The 17987-nt window shown below is 72.5% G+C and carries 11 protein-coding genes and 1 tRNA gene; 1 reads left to right on the top strand and 11 read right to left on the bottom strand.

What is annotated here, in order from left to right; genetic code table 11:
• Window positions 1-92: 92 nt before the first annotated feature.
• The 8 genes from polA to F1544_RS02785 form a co-directional block, all read right to left on the bottom strand.
• Complete coding sequence (polA, locus tag F1544_RS02820; protein ID WP_308469844.1) at window positions 93-2900, bottom strand: DNA polymerase I; 2808 nt, start codon at window positions 2898-2900, stop codon at window positions 93-95.
• A 52-nt stretch (window positions 2901-2952) separates the two neighbouring features.
• Window positions 2953-3636 (bottom strand): GNAT family N-acetyltransferase, encoded by a 684-nt coding sequence (locus tag F1544_RS02815; protein WP_167581845.1) that lies wholly within the window; start codon window positions 3634-3636, stop codon window positions 2953-2955.
• Between the two features lie 290 nt (window positions 3637-3926).
• The gene (locus F1544_RS02810; RefSeq protein WP_167581965.1) at window positions 3927-4643 is read right to left on the bottom strand and encodes an ABC transporter ATP-binding protein; all 717 of its coding nucleotides are present in this window, start codon (window positions 4641-4643) and stop codon (window positions 3927-3929) included.
• A gap of 53 nt (window positions 4644-4696) precedes the next feature.
• Window positions 4697-5467 carry an ABC transporter ATP-binding protein gene (locus F1544_RS02805; protein ID WP_167581963.1) on the bottom strand — a complete coding sequence of 257 codons (771 nt, stop codon included), beginning with the start codon at window positions 5465-5467 and terminating at the stop codon, window positions 4697-4699.
• A gap of 61 nt (window positions 5468-5528) precedes the next feature.
• Window positions 5529-6707 (bottom strand): branched-chain amino acid ABC transporter permease, encoded by a 1179-nt coding sequence (locus F1544_RS02800; protein WP_167581843.1) that lies wholly within the window; start codon window positions 6705-6707, stop codon window positions 5529-5531.
• Window positions 6704-7687 carry a branched-chain amino acid ABC transporter permease gene (locus F1544_RS02795; protein ID WP_167581841.1) on the bottom strand — a complete coding sequence of 328 codons (984 nt, stop codon included), beginning with the start codon at window positions 7685-7687 and terminating at the stop codon, window positions 6704-6706. Before F1544_RS02795 ends, F1544_RS02800 begins: the two co-directional genes overlap by 4 nt.
• A gap of 122 nt (window positions 7688-7809) precedes the next feature.
• The gene (locus F1544_RS02790; RefSeq protein WP_308469842.1) at window positions 7810-9012 is read right to left on the bottom strand and encodes a branched-chain amino acid ABC transporter substrate-binding protein; all 1203 of its coding nucleotides are present in this window, start codon (window positions 9010-9012) and stop codon (window positions 7810-7812) included.
• A 200-nt stretch (window positions 9013-9212) separates the two neighbouring features.
• Complete coding sequence (locus F1544_RS02785; RefSeq protein WP_208971153.1) at window positions 9213-9839, bottom strand: ANTAR domain-containing response regulator; 627 nt, start codon at window positions 9837-9839, stop codon at window positions 9213-9215.
• A 129-nt stretch (window positions 9840-9968) separates the two neighbouring features.
• Here F1544_RS02785 and F1544_RS02780 point away from each other — a divergent pair.
• Window positions 9969-10042 (top strand) — tRNA-Leu (locus F1544_RS02780).
• A gap of 69 nt (window positions 10043-10111) precedes the next feature.
• On the opposite strand, the gene pyk is transcribed toward F1544_RS02780, so the two are convergent.
• The 3 genes from pyk to gltB all read right to left on the bottom strand — a co-directional run bounded on the left by pyk (window position 10112) and on the right by gltB (window position 17788).
• Window positions 10112-11557 (bottom strand): pyruvate kinase, encoded by a 1446-nt coding sequence (gene pyk / locus F1544_RS02775; RefSeq protein WP_167581837.1) that lies wholly within the window; start codon window positions 11555-11557, stop codon window positions 10112-10114.
• A 164-nt stretch (window positions 11558-11721) separates the two neighbouring features.
• The gene (locus F1544_RS02770) at window positions 11722-13182 is read right to left on the bottom strand and encodes a glutamate synthase subunit beta (protein WP_167581835.1); all 1461 of its coding nucleotides are present in this window, start codon (window positions 13180-13182) and stop codon (window positions 11722-11724) included.
• Window positions 13175-17788, bottom strand: a complete 4614-nt coding sequence (gene gltB / locus F1544_RS02765; RefSeq protein WP_167581833.1) for a glutamate synthase large subunit — start codon at window positions 17786-17788, stop codon at window positions 13175-13177. The genes F1544_RS02770 and gltB overlap by 8 nt, the downstream gene beginning before the upstream one ends.
• Window positions 17789-17987 lie beyond the last annotated feature (199 nt).

Here is a 17987-nt window from a genome sequence, read left to right as displayed (position 1 = left end):
CCACTCCCCCGCCCCGCGCCCGCCCCGCGCCCGCCCGCGACCCTCCCCGCGCCCGCGTCCGCCCGCCGTGACCGGCGGGTCCGGTCACCCGGTCAGTGGCCGGCCTCGTGCCAGGACGCGCCGATGCCCACCGACACGTCCAGCGGCACGGCGAGGTCGGCCGCGGCGGCCATCTCCGCGCGCACGAGCTGCTCCAGGGCGTCCCGCTCGCCGTCGGCGACCTCGAGCACGAGCTCGTCGTGCACCTGCAGCAGCAGGCGCGAGCGCATCCCGGCCGTGCGCAGCCCCGCGTCGACCCCGAGCATCGCGACCTTGATGATGTCGGCCGCCGAGCCCTGGATGGGGGCGTTCAGCGCCATCCGCTCGGCCATCTCCCGGCGCTGGCGGTTGTCGCTCGTCAGGTCCGGCAGGTAGCGGCGCCGGCCCATGATCGTCTCGGTCCAGCCCGACTGGCGGGCCTCGGCGACGACGCCCTGCAGGTAGTCGCGGACCCCGCCGAAGCGCTCGAAGTACTCGTCCATGAGGCCCTTGGCCTCCTCGGTGGAGATCTTCAGCTGGTTCGACAGGCCGAAGGGCGACAGGCCGTAGGCCAGCCCGTACGACATCGCCTTGATCTTGGCCCGCATCGCGGAGGTGACCTCGGCGGGCTCGACGTGGAAGACGCGGCTGCCGACGAAGCGGTGCAGGTCCTCGCCGGAGCGGAACGCCTCGATGAGGCCCTCGTCGGCCGAGAGGTGCGCCATGATCCGCATCTCGATCTGCGAGTAGTCCGCCGTGAGCAGGCTCTCGAAGCCCTCGCCCGAGTCCCCGCGCCCCACGACGAACGCCGCGCGGATGCGGCGGCCCTCGTCGGTGCGGATGGGGATGTTCTGCAGGTTCGGGTCCGTCGAGCTCAGCCGCCCGGTCGCGGCGATCATCTGCTGGTAGGTCGTGTGGATGCGGCCGTCGTCGGCGATCGACTTCTGCAGCCCCTCGACCGTCTGGCGCAGCCGCGAGGCGTCGCGGTGCTCCAGGAGGTGCTGCAGGAACGGGTGCTCCGTCTTCACGTAGAGCGCGGCGAGCGCGTCCGCGTCGGTCGTCCAGCCCGTCTTCGTCTTCTTGGTCTTCGGCATCTCCAGCTGCTCGAACAGCACGACCTGCAGCTGCTTGGGCGAGCCGAGGTTGATCTCGGTCCCGATGACCTCGTAGGCCAGGCGCTGGGCCTCGGCGACGCGGTCGGCGAAGTGCTGCTCGAGCTCGGCGAGGAGGTCGGCGTCGATGGCGATGCCGACCCGCTCCTGGCGGGCGAGGACGTCGACCAGGGGCAGCTCGACCTCGGCCAGCAGGCGCGTGCCGCCGCGGGCGTCGAGCTCGGTGGCGAGGACGTCGGCGAGCTCGGACACCGCGAGCGCCCGGACCATGCCCTCCTCGGCCCGCGCCTGGTCGTCGCCGCCCAGGGGACCGTCGCCCGCGTCGAGGGTCAGCTGGTCGCCGTCCTCCGACGGGGCGACGGGCACGGCCGCGCCCTCGGCGCGCAGCTCGCGGCCGAGGTGGCGCACCGCGAGGTCGGCGAGGTCGTAGCTGCGCTGGTCGGGGTGGCACAGGTAGGCCGCGAGCGCGGTGTCCTGGACCAGGCCGCGCAGCTCCCAGCCGCGACCGTGCAGGGCGTGGGTCGGGCCCTTGACGTCGTGGGCGACCTTCGGCCGCTCGGGGTCGGCCAGCCACGCCGCGAGCGCCTGCTCGTCGGCGGGCTCCAGGGTGGCCGGGTCGAGCCAGGCGGCGACGCCGTCGGCGCCGGCGAGCGCGAGGCCGGTGACGTCGCCCGCCCCACGGCCCCACTCCCCCGCGACGTGCAGGCCGGTGCGGCCCTGCGCGTGGTCGGTGAGCCAGGGGGCGACCTCCCCCGCGAGCAGGATCGCGCCGTCGACGCCGAAGCCGCCCTCGGCCTCCGGCTCGGCGGACTCCAGCGTCGCGAAGAGGCGGTCGCGCAGGACGCGGAACTCCAGGCCGTCGAAGACGGTGTGCACCTGCTCGCGGTCCCACGCGCGGCGGTGCAGGTCGGCCGGCTCCACCTCCAGCGACAGGTCGCGCACGAGGGCGTTGAGGCGGCGGTTGCGGATCACCCCGTCGAGGTGCTCGCGCAGGCTCTCCCCCGCCTTGCCCTTGATGAGGTCGGCGTTGGCGATGACGCCGTCGAGGCCGTCGTAGGTGGTGATCCACTTCGCGGCCGTCTTGGGACCCACCCCGGGGACGCCCGGCAGGTTGTCGCTCGTCTCCCCCACCAGCGCAGCCAGGTCCGGGTAGCGCTCGGGCGGGACGCCGTAGCGCTCCTCGACGACCTCGGGGGTCATGCGCAGCAGGTCCGAGACGCCCTTGCGCGGGTAGAGGACCGTCACGGCGTCGTTGACGAGCTGCAGCGCGTCGCGGTCCCCCGTGGAGACCAGCACGTCGTAGCCGGCCTGCACGGCCTGCGTCGTCAGGGTCGCGATGACGTCGTCGGCCTCGAAGCCGTCCTTCACGACGACCGGCACCTTCAGGGCGTCGAGGACCTCCTTGATGAGCTCGACCTGCCCGCGGAACTCGTCGGGGCTCTTGGCGCGGTTGGCCTTGTACTCGGCGTACTCCTCCGTGCGGAAGGTCTGCCGGGAGATGTCGAAGGCGACCGCGAGGTGCGTGGGCTCCTCGTCGCGCAGGACGTTGATGAGCATCGACGTGAAGCCGTAGACCGCGTTGGTCGGCTGCCCCGTGGTCGTGGAGAAGTTCTCCACCGGCAGCGCGAAGAACGCCCGGTAGGCCAGGGAGTGCCCGTCGACGAGCAGGAGCCGCGGGCGGGCCTCGGCGGCGCGGGCGGCCGCCGACTTCCGGGCGGGAGCGGCGGTCTTCGTGGCGGCCCGGGAGCGGGTGCCGGCAGCAGGGGTCACGCCCGTCAGGGTAGTGGCGACCCCGGACACCTCCCGGCGCCGGCGGGGGCGCTCAGAAGCCCGACGGCACCGAGCGCACGCGGCGCGGGCGGCGGCCGCCGGCGGGCGGCGGCTCCGTCGCGGTGCGCGCCAGCGGGACCTCCTCGGCCACCGCCGGGATCGGCTGGGTGTCGGCCGCCCCGCGGGCCAGCCGCTCGCGCAGGGAGCGGCGGTGGGCGAGCACGTCGCCGGCGTGCTGCGGGGCGACGGCCGCGTCGACGAGGAGGCGGCGGCGCAGGACGGGCAGGGCCACGGCGCGGCGCACCACGACGGGCGCGAAGCCCAGCTGGGCCATGTAGCGGGTGTACTCGCGGTCGTCGGGGGCCACGGTGCAGCACAGCTGCTCGGCGCCCTCGGCGTGGGCGAGGGTCGCGGCGCGGGCCAGCAGCGCCCGGGCCACGCCGCGGCGGCGCGACTGCGGCAGGACGTGCAGGTGCTCGATGCTCGGGCCCGTGGAGGTCGTCAGCGGCAGCAGCGGGGCCGCGGTCAGCAGGGCGTAGCCCACGGGGCGCTCGGCGACGGTGGCCAGCAGGACGCGGACCTCGTCCCCGTCCAGCGCCCGCAGCAGCCGGTCGCGGACCTGGTCCGCGGCCGCGCCGGCCGCCTCCCGCCCGTGCCGGGCGGAGCTGTACAGCGCCAGCAGGTCGTCCACGTCGGCGCCGGTCGCCTGGCGCACCTCTACGGCAGCACGTGCCACGTCGCGTCCTCCTCGAACGTCCGGGGCCCCCGCTACCGGTCACCGCCCTCGCGGCTGCGTCGGAACATAGCGGGCTCCGCGCGCCGGCGGAAGATCGCCCCGCGCGTCGGCGCCCAGGTTGACTCCACGTCGTCCCCCGTGACCTGCGCGTGACCATCCGGTGACCTCGCGGCGCACGCCCGACGACGAGGAGCCCGTCACGACGACGAGGACCCACCGGCGGTGCCGGTGGGTCCTCGTCCCGTGCGGGTCCTGCTCGCGCGGTGCGCGCGGGTGCTGCTCGTGCGGTCCTAGACGTCGCCGCCCAGGTAGGCCGCGCGGATCGAGTCGTCGGCCGCCAGGGCGGCCCCGGTGCCCTCGCGGACCACGCTGCCGGTCTCCAGCACGTAGGCCAGGTCCGCGGTGCGCAGCGCCTGGGCGGCGTTCTGCTCGACCAGGAGCACCGTGGTGCCCTGCGCGTTGATCTCGCGGATGATCGCGAAGATCTGCTGGATCAGCTTGGGGGCGAGCCCCATGGACGGCTCGTCCAGCAGCAGCAGCTTCGGGCGCGACATCAGCGCCCGCCCGATGGCGAGCATCTGCTGCTCGCCGCCGGACATCGTCCCCGCGAACTGGCTGCGGCGCTCCAGCAGGCGCGGGAACAGCGTGAAGACCCGGTCGAGGTCCGCGGCGTAGGCGGGCGTGCGCCGGTCGTTGCGCGTGTAGGCGCCCATGTCGAGGTTCTCCTCGACGGTCATGCCGGGGAAGATGCCGCGGCCCTCGGGGGCCTGGCAGATCCCCCGCGTGACGAGCTTGTGCGAGGGGACCTTGGTGATGTCCTCGCCCTCGAAGAGGATCCGCCCGGTCCGGATGCTGCGCAGCCCGGAGATCGCCTTCAGCGTGGTCGTCTTGCCCGCGCCGTTGGCCCCGATGAGGGTCGCGATGCCCCCTTGCGGCACCCGGAACGAGACGTTGCGGATGGCCTCGATGCGCCCGTAGTTGACGCTCAGGTCGTCCACGACGAGCAGGTCCTCGCCGAGCGCGCGCCCGGCGGCCCCCGCTCCGGTGGCGGTGTCCGTGCTCACGGCGTCTCCTCCTCGTCCGTCTCGTCGTCGACGCCCAGGTAGGCGGCGATGACGGCCGGGTCGTTGCGGATCTCCGACGGCAGGCCGTCGGCGATCTTCTTGCCGAACTCCAGGACGACGATCCGGTCGGTGACGCCCATGACCAGGCGCATGTCGTGCTCGATGAGGAGCACGGTGTTGCCCAGGTCGCGCACGCGCCGGATGAGGTCCATGAGGCGCTGCTTCTCGACCGGGTTGAACCCGGCCGCGGGCTCGTCCAGGCACAGCAGCTTCGGCTTGGTGGCCAGCGCCCGGGCGATCTCGAGGCGCCGCTGCTCGCCGTAGGACAGGTTGCGCGCCAGGTCCTCGGAGCGGTGCCCGAGGTCCATGAGGTCCAGCAGCTCGTCCGCCAGGCGGTTGCCGTCCGCGGTCTCCCGGCGGTGCAGGGGCAGGCGGAACAGCGAGTTGACGACGCCCGCGCGGTGGTGGGAGTCGGCCCCGACGAGGACGTTCTCGCGCGCCGTCATGTTCTGGAACAGGCGGATGTTCTGGAACGTGCGCGCGATGCCGAGCCGGTTGATCTGGTACCGCTTGCGGTTGCCCAGGGGGCGACCGTCGAAGACGACCTGCCCGGACGTCGGCTGGTAGACGCCCGTGAGGGCGTTGAAGCACGTCGTCTTGCCGGCGCCGTTGGGGCCGATGAGCCCGAGGATCTCCCCCTGGCGGATGTCGAAGGAGACGTCGTTCAGCGCCACGACGCCGCCGAAGCGCAGCGTCACGGCCTCCATGCTCAGCAGCGGCGGGCCGAACTCGCGCGGCGCGCCCGTCGACGTGTCGTCGGTGGTCAGCTCAGGCACGGATGCCCCCCTCCTTCGTGTCCCCGCTCGCGGCACCGGAGTGCTCGAGCTCCTCCAGCTCCTGCGCGGCGGCCTTGGCCCGGCGCGCCCGGCGCGGCGGCAGCAGCCCCTGCGGGCGGAAGTTGGCCAGCGCCAGCAGGAGCAGGCCGAAGGCGAGCACCCGGAACTCCGCGAACTCGCGGAACCGCTCGGGCAGGTACGCCACGACGACGGCCCCGAGCAGGACGCCCCACCGGTTGCCCTGGCCCCCGATGACGACCGCGGCGAGGAACAGCATCGACAGCTGGATGATGAACGTCTCGGGGTTCACGACGCCCGTGCGGGCCGCGTACAGCGCCCCGGACAGACCGCCGATGAAGGCGCCCATCGCGAACGCGAGCAGCTTGTAGCGGAACGTGGGGACGCCGTTGAGCTCGGCGGCCTCCTCGTCCTCGCGGGTCGCCTCCCACGCGCGGCCCACGCGCGAGGCCTGCAGCAGCACGTCGGCGACCAGGACGACGATGATGACCGTCAGGGCCAGCCAGTAGTACGGGATGCCGTCGAGCAGCCCGAACTTCAGGAACGTGGACTGGGTCCCCAGGTCGACCGTGGCCGTGAACCCGCTCCACTGCAGCTGCGGGACGTCGAAGAGGTCCAGGCTCGGCGGGCGCGGCACGTTGGTGATGCCGCGCGCCGCGTTCAGCCACTCCGTGTTGAGGAAGACCAGGCGGACGATCTCGCCGAAGCCGAGGGTGACGATGGCGAGGTAGTCGCCCCGCACGCGCAGCGTGGGGGCACCCAGCAGGAGCCCCGAGGCCGTGGAGATGCAGACGGCCAGCACGATGAGCAGGACGAACGGCACCTTGCCGTGCAGGGAGCCGAAGACGGCCACCGTGTACGCGCCGATCGCGTAGAACCCGACGTAGCCGAGGTCCAGCAGCCCGGCGTAGCCCAGGACGATGTTCAGCCCCAGCGCGACGAGCGCGTAGGAGGCGACGGTGAACATGACCGAGCCGAAGTCGGAGTCCGGCGTCGAGAGGATCGGCGGGTTCAGCAGCGGCAGCGCGTAGACCAGCAGGGCGACGAGGACCCAGACGACGATCTTGGCCGGCTTGGGCAGCGCGGCCCACCGGTCGCCGAGGCCGCGGCGGGCGGGTCGGGTCGGGCGTGCGGACGTGGCGGAGGTGCTCATGCGCGGGCCTTCCCCAGCGACTCGCCCAGGATGCCGGTCGGGCGGAACAGCAGCACCAGGACGAGGAGGAGGAAGGACACGACGTCCTTCCAGTTGGAACCGAAGATGTTGGAGCCGTAGTTCTCGGCCAGGCCCAGGACGAGGCCGCCGAGCAGGGCCCCGCGGATGTTGCCGATGCCGCCGAGGACCGCGGCCGTGAAGGCCTTGATGCCCAGGATGAAGCCCACGTTGAACTTCGTCACGCCGATGTGCATGAGGTACAGGACCGCGGCCGCGCCGGCCATGAGGCCGCCCAGCAGGAACGTCAGCTGGATGACGCGGTTCTTGTCGACGCCCATGAGCGCGGCGGCCTCCGGGTCCTGCGACACGGCGCGCACGCCGCGCCCGAGCCGCGAGCGGCGCACGAACTGGTCGAGCCCGACCATCATCACGATGGCCGCGACCAGGACGATCACCTGCGTGGAGCGGACCTGGAACCCGCTGATGGAGAACAGCGTCACCGACTGCAGCGGGTTGACGAAGGAGACGTTCTCGCGCGCCTTCTCGACGTAGGGGGCCAGCGGCTCGCGCAGGCCCACCCAGCCGGCGATCCGGTCGCGCAGGCCCATGACCTCGGACAGCACGAACGACATGCCGATGGCCGAGATCAGCGCCACGAGCGGCGGGGCGTTCTTCGCCCGCAGCCGGCGGTAGGCGAGTCGCTCCACGACGAGGGCCACGCCACCGCTGACGAGCATCGCCGCCACGAGGGCCACCAGCAGCAGGCCGATGGCGGGCAGCACGCCCATCCCGGTGCGGCCGCCGAGCAGCATCATCACCCAGACGGCGGCGAAGCTGCCCCACATGAAGACCTCGGAGTGGGCGAAGTTGATGAGGCGCAGGACGCCGTAGACGAGGGTGTACCCGAGGGCGAACAGCCCGTAGATGGCACCGACGACCAGACCCGTGAAGGTCAGGTCGATGAACGTTTCAAGACTCACGAGACCACCGGGGGTCAGGGGGTGCGCGGCGCAGGGCGCCGGGTCGCACCGGGGTCGGACGGTCGGAACACCTCACGCACGCACCGGCCCCGCCGCGAGCGCGACGGGGCCGGTGGCACGGGTCAGGAGGCCTTGATCTCCTGGTCGGCGACGATCTGGCCGCCCGCGATCTTGTAGGCCCAGACGCTGATGTCGCTGGGCTCACCCTTCTCGTCGAACTTCAGCTGCTTCGTCACGCCGGGAGCGTCGTAGCTCTTGACGAACGCGAGCAGGTCCTCGCGGGTGGTCTTGCCCGCCTCGATGCCGGCCATGAGGATCGAGGCCGCGTCGAAGCCCTCGGCGGAGTACGTGCCGGGGGCCGTGCCGTACGCCGCGGTGTAGTCGGCGACGAACGAGCCGCCGGCCTTGTCCGGGGGCAGGCACGGGCAGGTGATGATCGTGCCCTCGGCGTTCGCCGCACCGGCGGCGGTGACGAGGCCCTCGTCCTTGGCGCCGTCGTCGGTCACGAAGGTCGTGGTGACGCCCGCGTCGCGCATCTGCTTCAGCAGCAGGCCGGCCTCGGAGTAGTAGCCGCCGTAGAACACCGCGTCGGCGCCCGAGGCGCGGATGCCCGCGACCACGGCCGAGAAGTCGGTCTGACCGGTCTGGACGGTGTCGTCGCCGACCTTGGCGGCGCCGAGGTCGCTGCGGACGATGTCCGCGAGGCCCTTGCCGTACTCGCTCGCGTCGTCGATGACGTAGACCTTCTTGGCCTGCAGCGTCGTCGTGATGTAGGAGGCCGCGGCCGGGCCCTGCGACGCGTCGTTGCCGAGCACGCGGAAGAAGGTCTTCCAGCCGTTCTCCGCCAGCGCCGGGTTGGTGGCCGAGGGGGTGATGCCCACGAGGCCGGCCTCCGCGAACAGCGGGTCGGCGACCTTCGACTCGCCCGAGAACGCCGGGCCGACGATGCCGAGGACCTTGGTGTCGCGCACGGCCTGGGTGCCGAGGCCCGAGGCCTGGTCGGGCAGACCCTGGGAGTCGTACGGCGTCACCGTCACCTGGCAGGCGTCGGGCTTGGCGTTGTGCTGGTCGACCGCCAGCTTCACGCCGTTCTGGATGTTGTTGCCGAGGTTGGAGTTCGGGCCGGTGAGGGCGCCGAAGAAACCGATGCTGGCACCCTCGGGGCAGCCGGACGCGCCGCCCGCGGAGGACTCCGCGTCGGTGCTGCCACCGGTCGTCCCACCGCAGGCGGTGAGGAGGAGGGCGGCGGCCGCGAACGGTGTCGCGAGCTTGACGATCGAGCGCACGGGGATGTCCTCCTGAGCCGTGGACGCGGGGCGCAGCACGCACCGCGAGATCCACCGTCGGACGGTGGAGCCGGGGTGAACAGTAAGGGAGGACTGTGCGCTCGCGGTGCAAGCCGTGCAGGTGTTCACCGGTCCGTTACACACGGAGCCCGGCGGGAGGGCCCGGAACTGGTCAGATGCACCACGAGGAGGGGCCCGCGGGCGGGCCCCTCCTCGTGGTGGTCAGACGTGCCGGGCGCTCAGGAGCGGTCCTCGCCGGCGCTGATGACGGTGGTCGCCACCTCGCGCATGGTGAGGCGCTTGTCCATCGAGGTCTTCTGGATCCAGCGGAACGCCTCGGGCTCGGACATGCCGAACTGGGTCTGCAGCTTGGACTTGGCGCGGTCGACGAGCTTGCGCGTCTCGAAGCGGTCGGCGAGGTCGGCGACCTCGTCCTCGAGGGCGATGATCTGCTGGTGGCGGCTGACGGCGATCTCGACGGCGGGCAGCAGGTCCGCGGACGTGAACGGCTTGACCACGTAGGCCATCGCGCCGGCGTCGCGGGCGCGCTCCACGAGCTCGGACTGCGAGAACGCGGTGAGGAGCACGACCGGGGCGATGCGCGCCTTGACGATGCGCTCCGCGGCCGAGATGCCGTCCAGGACGGGCATCTTGATGTCCATCACGACGAGGTCGGGCTTGTGCTCCTCGGCGAGGGCCACGGCCTCCTCGCCGTTGCCGGCCTGACCGACGACGTCGTAGCCCGCCTCCTGCAGCATCTCGACGATGTCGAGGCGGATGATCGCCTCGTCCTCCGCCACCACGACGCGCCGCGTGGTCGTCGAGGAGGTGCTGGGGGTGTCGGCAGTGTTGGTCACGGGGAGCATCCTAGACGGAGCACCCCCGGGGCGCCGAGACCTCCCGCCACCTGCCGGGACGGGAGCCGGGGCGGCCCGACGACCGCCCCCCGCTAGGGTGGGGATCCGTCGCGACGGCCCCGCCGCCGCGCACCGGACGCCCTGGTAGCCCAACCGGCAGAGGCAGTCGACTCAAACTCGATCCAGTGTGGGTTCGAATCCCACCCAGGGCACAGCAGCGTCGGGGCACCGACGACGACGGGGGACGGACCGGCCGGTCCGTCCCCCGTCGTGCGTCCGGCTCAGGCCTGGGTGTACGCCTTCGCGGCCCCGTCGAGAGCGTCGCCGATGCGGTGCACCCGCACGGCGTTGGTCGAGCCCACGATCCCGGGCGGGGCGCCGGCGACGATGACGACGAGGTCGCCCTGCTCGCAGCGCCCCATCTCCAGCAGCCGCTTCTCGACCTGGACGACCATCTCGTCGGTGGTCTCGATGAACGGCGCGAACTCGGGCTCGATGCCCCAGCTGAGCGCCAGGCGGCGGCGCACCGCGTGCTCGGGCGTGAACGCGAGCAGGGGGATGCTCGAGCGCAGCCGCGACAGGCGCCGCGCCGAGTCCCCGCTCTGCGTGAACGTCACGAGCAGCTTGGCGTCGAGCTGCTTGCCGATCTCCGAGGCGGCCAGGGTGACCGCGCCGCCCTTGGTGTGCGGGACGGAGCCCAGCGGCGCGATGCGCTCGGCGCCGTGCGCCTCGGTGTTCTCGATGATGCGGGCCATGGTGCGCACGGCCTCGTACGGGAACGCCCCGACGCTCGTCTCGCCGGACAGCATCAGCGCGTCGGCGCCGTCGAGGACGGCGTTGGCGCAGTCGGAGGCCTCGGCGCGCGTGGGCCGGGGGGCGGTGATCATCGACTCGAGCATCTGGGTCGCGACGATGACGGGCTTCGCCTGGCGGCGCGCCATCTCCACGACCTGCTTCTGCACGATCGGGACCTCCTCGAGCGGGAGCTCCACGCCCAGGTCGCCGCGGGCCACCATGATCCCGTCGAAGGCCGCGACGATCTCCGCGAGGTTGTCCACGGCCTGCGGCTTCTCGACCTTGGCGATGATCGGGACGGTGACGCCCTCCTCGTCCATGATCGCGTGCACGTCGGCCGCGTCGGCCGCGTTGCGCACGAAGGACAGGGCGACCATGTCCACGCCGAGCTGCAGCGCGAACCGCAGGTCGTCGATGTCCTTCTCCGACAGGGCGGGGACGCTGACGGCCACGCCGGGCAGGTTGATGCCCTTGTTGTTCGAGACGGGCCCGGGGACGGTCACGCGGGTCACGACGCGCGGGCCGTCGACCTCGAGGACCTCCAGGCCGACCTTGCCGTCGTCGATGAGGATGCGGTCCCCCGCGGAGACGTCGCCCGTCAGCCCCTTGTAGGTCGTCGAGCACACCTCCTTGGTGCCCACGACGTCCTCGGTCGTGATGGTGAAGGAGTCCCCGACGGCCAGGTCGTGCGGGCCGGCGGCGAACCTCCCCAGCCGGATCTTCGGGCCCTGGAGGTCGGCGAGGATGCCCACGGAGCGGCCGGTGGCCTCCGCGGCGGCCCGCACGCCCTCGAAGTTGGCCCGGTGGTCGTCCTGGGAGCCGTGGCTCAGGTTCATCCTGGCGACGTCCATCCCGGCGTCGACCAGGGCTCGCAACCTCTCGGGGCCGGCCACAGCGGGCCCGAGGGTGCAGACGATCTTCGCTCTGCGCATGCCCCGACCCTATTCCGTCCGCGCCACCCGCGAGCGGCGGGGCGCGCTGCGCGGCGGCGTGTTCACCGCTCGTCCACCTCGGCCGCGGCACCCGCGCACCCGGGCGGTGCACGACGAGGAGCCCGGCACCCCCGAGGGGGTGCCGGGCTCGTGGTCGCGTCCGCTCAGGCGGTCAGCGGCCGGGCGTGCGCCGAGATGGGCGAGGGCAGCGCCGTCTCCCCCATGAGGTGGGCGTCGACCGCGGCCGCGCACGCGCGCCCCTCGGCGATGGCCCACACGATGAGCGACTGGCCGCGGCCCGCGTCGCCCGCGACGAAGACGCCCGGGGTGCGGCTGGCGTAGGCGTCGGTGCGGGCGAACCGCGTCCGCTCGTCCGTGGCCAGGCCCAGCTGCTCGACGAGCCCGCCGGCCTCGGGGCCGGAGAACCCGATGGCCAGCAGGACGAGCTGCGCGGGCACGTCCGTCTCGGTGCCCTCCACGGGCGTCCAGGTGCCGTCGACCTTCTCGACCTCGACCAGGCGCAGCGCGCTGACGCGCCCCTCGTCGTCGCCGATGAGCGCGCGCGTGCTCGCGGAGAAGACCCGCTCGCCGCCCTCCTCGTGGGAGGAGGACACCGTGAACACCTTGGGCATGGTCGGCCAGGGCTCGTCCTCGCCCCGGTCCTCCGGTGCCTGCGGGTAGATGTCGAGCTGCGTGACCGAGCGGGCGCCCTGGCGAAGGGCGGTGCCGTAGCAGTCCGAGCCCGTGTCGCCGCCGCCGATGATGACGACGTCGAGGCCGGCCGCGTCGATGTAGTCGTCGGGACGGTCCTCCCCCACGGCGACCCGGTTGGTCGGCGGCAGGTACTCCATGGCCTGGTGGATGCCCGCGAGCTCGCGCCCCGGGATCTCCACGTCGCGCCACTGGGTCGCCCCCGTCGCCACCACGACGGCGTCGTAGCGGTCGCGCAGCTGCTCGCCCGTGATGTCGGTGCCGATGGCGGTGCCCGGGCGGAACCGGGTGCCCTCGGCCTCCATCTGCGCGAGGCGGCGGTCCAGGACGGAGCGCTCCATCTTGAACTCGGGGATGCCGTAGCGCATCAGCCCGCCGATCTTGTCGTCGCGCTCGTAGACGGCGACGGTGTGCCCGGCGCGCGTCAGCTGCTGCGCGGCGGCCAGCCCGGCGGGGCCGGACCCGACGACGGCGACGGTCTTGCCCGTCAGGCGCTCCGGCGGGCGCGGCTCGAGCCACCCGTTCTCCGCGGCCTGCTCGGCGATCATCACCTCGACCTGCTTGATGGTCACCGGCGGCTGGTTGATGCCCAGCACGCAGGCCGACTCGCACGGTGCGGGGCACAGCTTCCCCGTGAACTCGGGGAAGTTGTTGGTCAGGTGCAGGCGCTCGGCGGCCGCGCGGAAGTCCCCGCGGTTGACGAGGTCGTTCCACTCGGGGATGAGGTTCCCCAGCGGGCACGCGCTGTGGCAGAACGGGATGCCGCAGTCCATGCAGCGCCCGGCCTGGCGCTCGGTCTGCGCCAGGTCCTGCTTCTCGTAGACCTCGCGCCAGTCCATGAGCCGCAGCTGCACGGGACGGCGCTTCGGGAGCTCACGCTCGCGGACCTGCAGGAAGCCGCGGGGATCAACCATGGGAAGCCTCCATGATGCGGGCCAGCACGTCGTCGGAGTCGGGCGCCAGGCCTTCGGAGACGGCCTGCGCCTGCACGTCCAGCACGCGCTGGTAGTCCCGGGGGACGATCGTGGTGAACCGGGAACGCGCTGCACCCCAGTCGGACAGCAGCTTCCCGGCGACGGTGGAATCGGTGTGGCCCTTGTGCGCCACCAGCAGGTCGTGCACGCGCGCGGCGGACTCGTCGTCCATCGGGCGCAGGTCGACCATGTCGCGGTTGACGCGGCCCTCCTTGAGGTCCAGGACGTGCGCGTAGCCGCCGGACATGCCCGCGGCCACGTTGCGCCCGACCCGGCCGAGGATGACGACCTCGCCACCGGTCATGTACTCCAGCGCGTGGTCGCCCACGCCCTCGACGACCGCGGTCATGCCGGAGTTGCGCACGCAGAAGCGCTCGCCGACCTCGCCGCGCAGGAAGACCTGCCCGGACGTCGCGCCGTAGCCGATGACGTTGCCGGCGACGATGTCGCGCTCGCGCGAACCCGACGAGGTGTCGGGGCGCACCACGACGATGCCGCCGGACAGGCCCTTGGCGACGTAGTCGTTGGTGTCGCCGAAGAGCCGGATCGTCACGCCGCGCGGCAGGAACGCGCCGAGCGACTGCCCGCCGGAGCCCGTGAGCTTGACGTCGATCGTGCCGTCGGGCAGGCCCTCCTCGCCGAAGCGCGTCGTGACCTCGTAGCCCAGCAGCGCCCCGATGGTCCGGTTGACGTTGCGCACCGGCAGCTCGATCTTCACCGGGGTGCGGTCGCGCAGCGCGTCGGCGCTGCGCTCGATGAGCACGTGGTCCAGGGCCTTCTCCAGGCCGTGGTCCTGCGTCGTCGTGCGGTGCAGGGACGTGCCCTCGGGCGGCGTGGGCGCGTGCAGGATCGGGGCCAGGTCCAGGCCCGACGCCTTCCAGTGCGCCACGGCGCGGCGGGAGTCCAGCAGCTCGACGTGGCCGACGGCCTCCTCGAGCGAGCGGAACCCGAGGCTCGCGAGGTACTCGCGGACCTCCTGCGCCAGGTACTCGAAGAACGTCACCACGTACTCGGCCTTGCCCGTGAACCGCGCGCGCAGCTCCGGGTTCTGGGTCGCCACCCCGACGGGACAGGTGTCCAGCTGGCAGACGCGCATCATGATGCAGCCCGACACGACCAGCGGGGCCGTGGCGAAGCCGAACTCCTCGGCGCCCAGCAGCGCGGCGATGACCACGTCGCGGCCCGTCTTCAGCTGCCCGTCGACCTGCACCGAGATGCGGTCGCGCAGGCCGTTGAGGACCAGCGTCTGCTGGGTCTCGGCCAGGCCGAGCTCCCAGGGGCCGCCGGCGTGCTTGAGGCTCGTCAGCGGCGCCGCGCCCGTGCCGCCGTCGTGCCCGGAGATCAGGACCACGTCGGCCTTGGCCTTGGACACGCCCGTCGCGACCGTGCCGACGCCGACCTCGGACACGAGCTTCACGTGCACCCGGGCCTTGTGGTTGGCGTTCTTCAGGTCGTGGATCAGCTGGGCGAGGTCCTCGATGGAGTAGATGTCGTGGTGCGGCGGCGGCGAGATGAGGCCGACGCCCGGCGTGGAGTGCCGGGTCTTGGCGATGTTCGGGTACACCTTGTGCCCCGGCAGCTGACCGCCCTCGCCGGGCTTGGCGCCCTGCGCGACCTTGATCTGCAGGTCGGTGGCGTGGGCCAGGTAGCTGCTCGTGACGCCGAAGCGGCCCGAGGCGATCTGCTTGGTCGCGGAGTTGCGCACCGGGTCCAGCAGGCGGTCGTAGTCCTCGCCGCCCTCACCGGTGTTCGACTTCCCGCCGAGGCGGTTCATCGCGACGGCGAGCACCTCGTGGGACTCCTGGCTGATGGAGCCGTAGCTCATCGCGCCCGTGGAGAACCGCTTGACGATCTCGCTGACCGGCTCGACCTCCTCCACCGGCACGGGCTCGCGCACGCCCTTCTTCAGCGTCAGCAGCCCGCGCAGCGTCATGAGCCGCTCGGCCTGCTCGTCGACGCGCTGGGTGTACTGGCGGAAGACCTTCTCGTTGCGCTGGCGCGTGGAGTGCTGCAGGCGGAAGACGGTCTCGGGGTCGAACAGGTGCGGCTCGCCGTCGCGGCGCCACTGGTACTCCCCGCCCGTCTCCAGGCTGCGGTGCGCGCGCTCCTGCCCCTCGACGGGGTAGGCGATCCGGTGCCGGCGCGCGACCTCCTCGGCGAGGACGTCCAGGCCGACGCCGCCCAGGCGGGAGGTCGTGGCCGTGAAGTACTCGTCGACGAGGGTCTGGGAGAGCCCGAGGGCCTCGAAGACCTGCGCGCCGCGGTAGGAGGCGACGGTGGAGATGCCCATCTTGGACATGACCTTCAGGACGCCCTTGCCGAGCGCCTTGATGAGGTTCTTCACCGCGGCCGGCGCGTCGACGGTCGTGATGACGCCCGTGCGGACGAGGTCCTCGACCGTCTCCATCGCCAGGTACGGGTTGATCGCCGCGGCGCCGTAGCCGATGAGCAGCGCGACGTGGTGCACCTCGCGCACGTCGCCGGCCTCGACGACGAGCCCGACCTGGGTGCGCAGCTTCTCCCGCACCAGGTGGTGGTGCACGGCCGAGGTGAGCAGCAGGGACGGGATCGGCGCGAGCTCCGCGGTGGAGTCGCGGTCGGAGAGCACGACGAAGACGGCGCCCTCGGCGATGGCCCGGCTCACCTCCGCGCGGATCTCCTCGATGCGGCGCGCGAGCTCCGCGCCGCCGCCGGCCACGCGGTAGAGGCCCTTGACGATGTGCGTCGTACGGCCCGGGTTCCGGCGGTCCTTGTCGATGTGGACGATCTTGGCGAGCTCGTCGTTGTCGATGACCGGGAACGGCAGGACGAGCTGGTGGCAGTGCGCCGCCGAGTCGGCCAGGAAGTTCTGCTGCGGCCCCGCCGTCGTGATGAGCGAGGTGACGAGCTCCTCGCGGATCGCGTCCAGCGGCGGGTTCGTCACCTGCGCGAAGAGCTGCGTGAAGTAGTCGAACAGCAGCCGCGGGCGCTCGGAGAGCACCGCGAGGGGCGTGTCGGAGCCCATGGAGCCGATGGGCTCCGCCGAGGCGCGCGCCATCGGCGCGAGGATGAGCCGCAGCTCCTCCTCGGTGTAGCCGAAGGTCTGCTGGCGGCGGGCCACCGAGGCGTGGGTGTGCACGATGTGCTCGCGCGGGGGCAGGTCGCCCAGGTGCACGACGTTCTCGAGCCACTGCGCGTAGGGCTTGGCGTTCGCGAGCTCGCCCTTGATCTCCTCGTCGTCGACGATGCGGCCCGCGGCCGTGTCGACGAGGAACATCTTCCCGGGCTGCACGCGCCCGCGGGTGACGACCGAGGCGGGGTCGAGGTCGAGGACGCCGACCTCGCTGGCCAGCACGACCAGGCCGTCGTCGGTGACCCAGTAGCGCGAGGGGCGCAGGCCGTTGCGGTCCAGGACCGCGCCGATGAGGGTGCCGTCGGTGAACGTGACGCTCGCGGGGCCGTCCCACGGCTCGGAGAACATCGAGTGGAACTGGTAGAAGGCGCGTCGCGCCGGGTCCATCTCGGTGTTGTTCTCCCAGGCCTCCGGGATCATCATCAGCACCGCGTGCGGCAGCGAGCGGCCCGCGAGGTGCAGCAGCTCGAGCACCTCGTCGAAGGACGCCGAGTCGGAGCCCTCGGTCGCGCAGACGGGGCCGAGGCGCTGGACGTCGCCCGGGATCAGCGGCGTGCTCATGAGCGACTCGCGCGCCGACGCCCAGTTGCGGTTGCCCTTGACCGTGTTGATCTCGCCGTTGTGGGCGATGGTGCGGAACGGGTGCGCCAGCGGCCACGACGGGAACGTGTTGGTGGAGAAGCGGGAGTGCACGAGCGCCAGCTCGGTCGTGTAGCGGCGGTCGGACAGGTCCGGGAAGAAGGGCTCCAGCTGACCCGTGGTCAGCATCCCCTTGTAGACCAGCGTCCGCGCCGACAGCGACGGGAAGTAGACGCTCAGCTCGCGCTCGGCCCGCTTGCGGACGGCGTAGACGCGGCGGTCGAGGTCGAGGCCCTGCTCCCCCGCCTGGCCCCGCAGGAACAGCTGCGCGAAGAAGGGCATGCAGGCGCGGGCCTGCTGGCCGACGAGGTCGGGGGTGACGGGCACGTCGCGCCACGCGAGGACGTCGACGAACTCCGACGCCGCGATCTCGGTGATGCGGGCCACGGCCGCGGCCCGCTCGGCCGGGTCGACGGGCAGGAAGGCGTTGCCCACGGCGTAGGCGCCCTTGGCCGGCAGGTCGACGCCCAGCTCCTCGCGCAGCACGGCGCGCAGGAAGGCGTCGGGGACCTGGGTCAGGATGCCCGCCCCGTCGCCGGTGTTGGTCTCGGCGCCCACCGCACCCCGGTGGTCGAGGTTGCGCAGCGCGGTGAGGGCGTGGTCGACGATGTCGTGACCGGGCTCGCCGCGCATGGTGGCCACGAACGCGACGCCGCAGGCGTCGTGCTCGTTCGCCGGGTCGTACATCCCCTGGGCCGCGGGGACCGTGGAGAAGGGTCGCGTGGTGGTGCGCACCGACGGCTCGCCGGCCGTGGGTGCGCAGAGGGCGTCGGGCGTCGCGGGGAGCTGCGACATGGGTGCACCGTCCTCGGAGAGAGGTCGTGGAGGACCTCGATGGACAGGGGTCTGTCAAGGGTCTCGTTCGACCGGTGGAGTCTCTTCGAGCCGAGACGCGGCGCCTGGGCGGCGTGCGTCCCCGAACGCAGGGCGGCGCTGGCCTGCGTTCACCTCATCGTAACGCCAGGGGACGTGCGTCGAACGCGCACTCGACGTC

This window comes from Kineococcus rubinsiae, assembly GCF_011839805.1.
GTDB lineage: Bacteria > Actinomycetota > Actinomycetes > Actinomycetales > Kineococcaceae > Kineococcus > Kineococcus rubinsiae.
The sequence above is the reverse complement of the archived record's forward strand: the minus strand, read 5'-3'. Positions and strand labels throughout refer to the sequence as shown.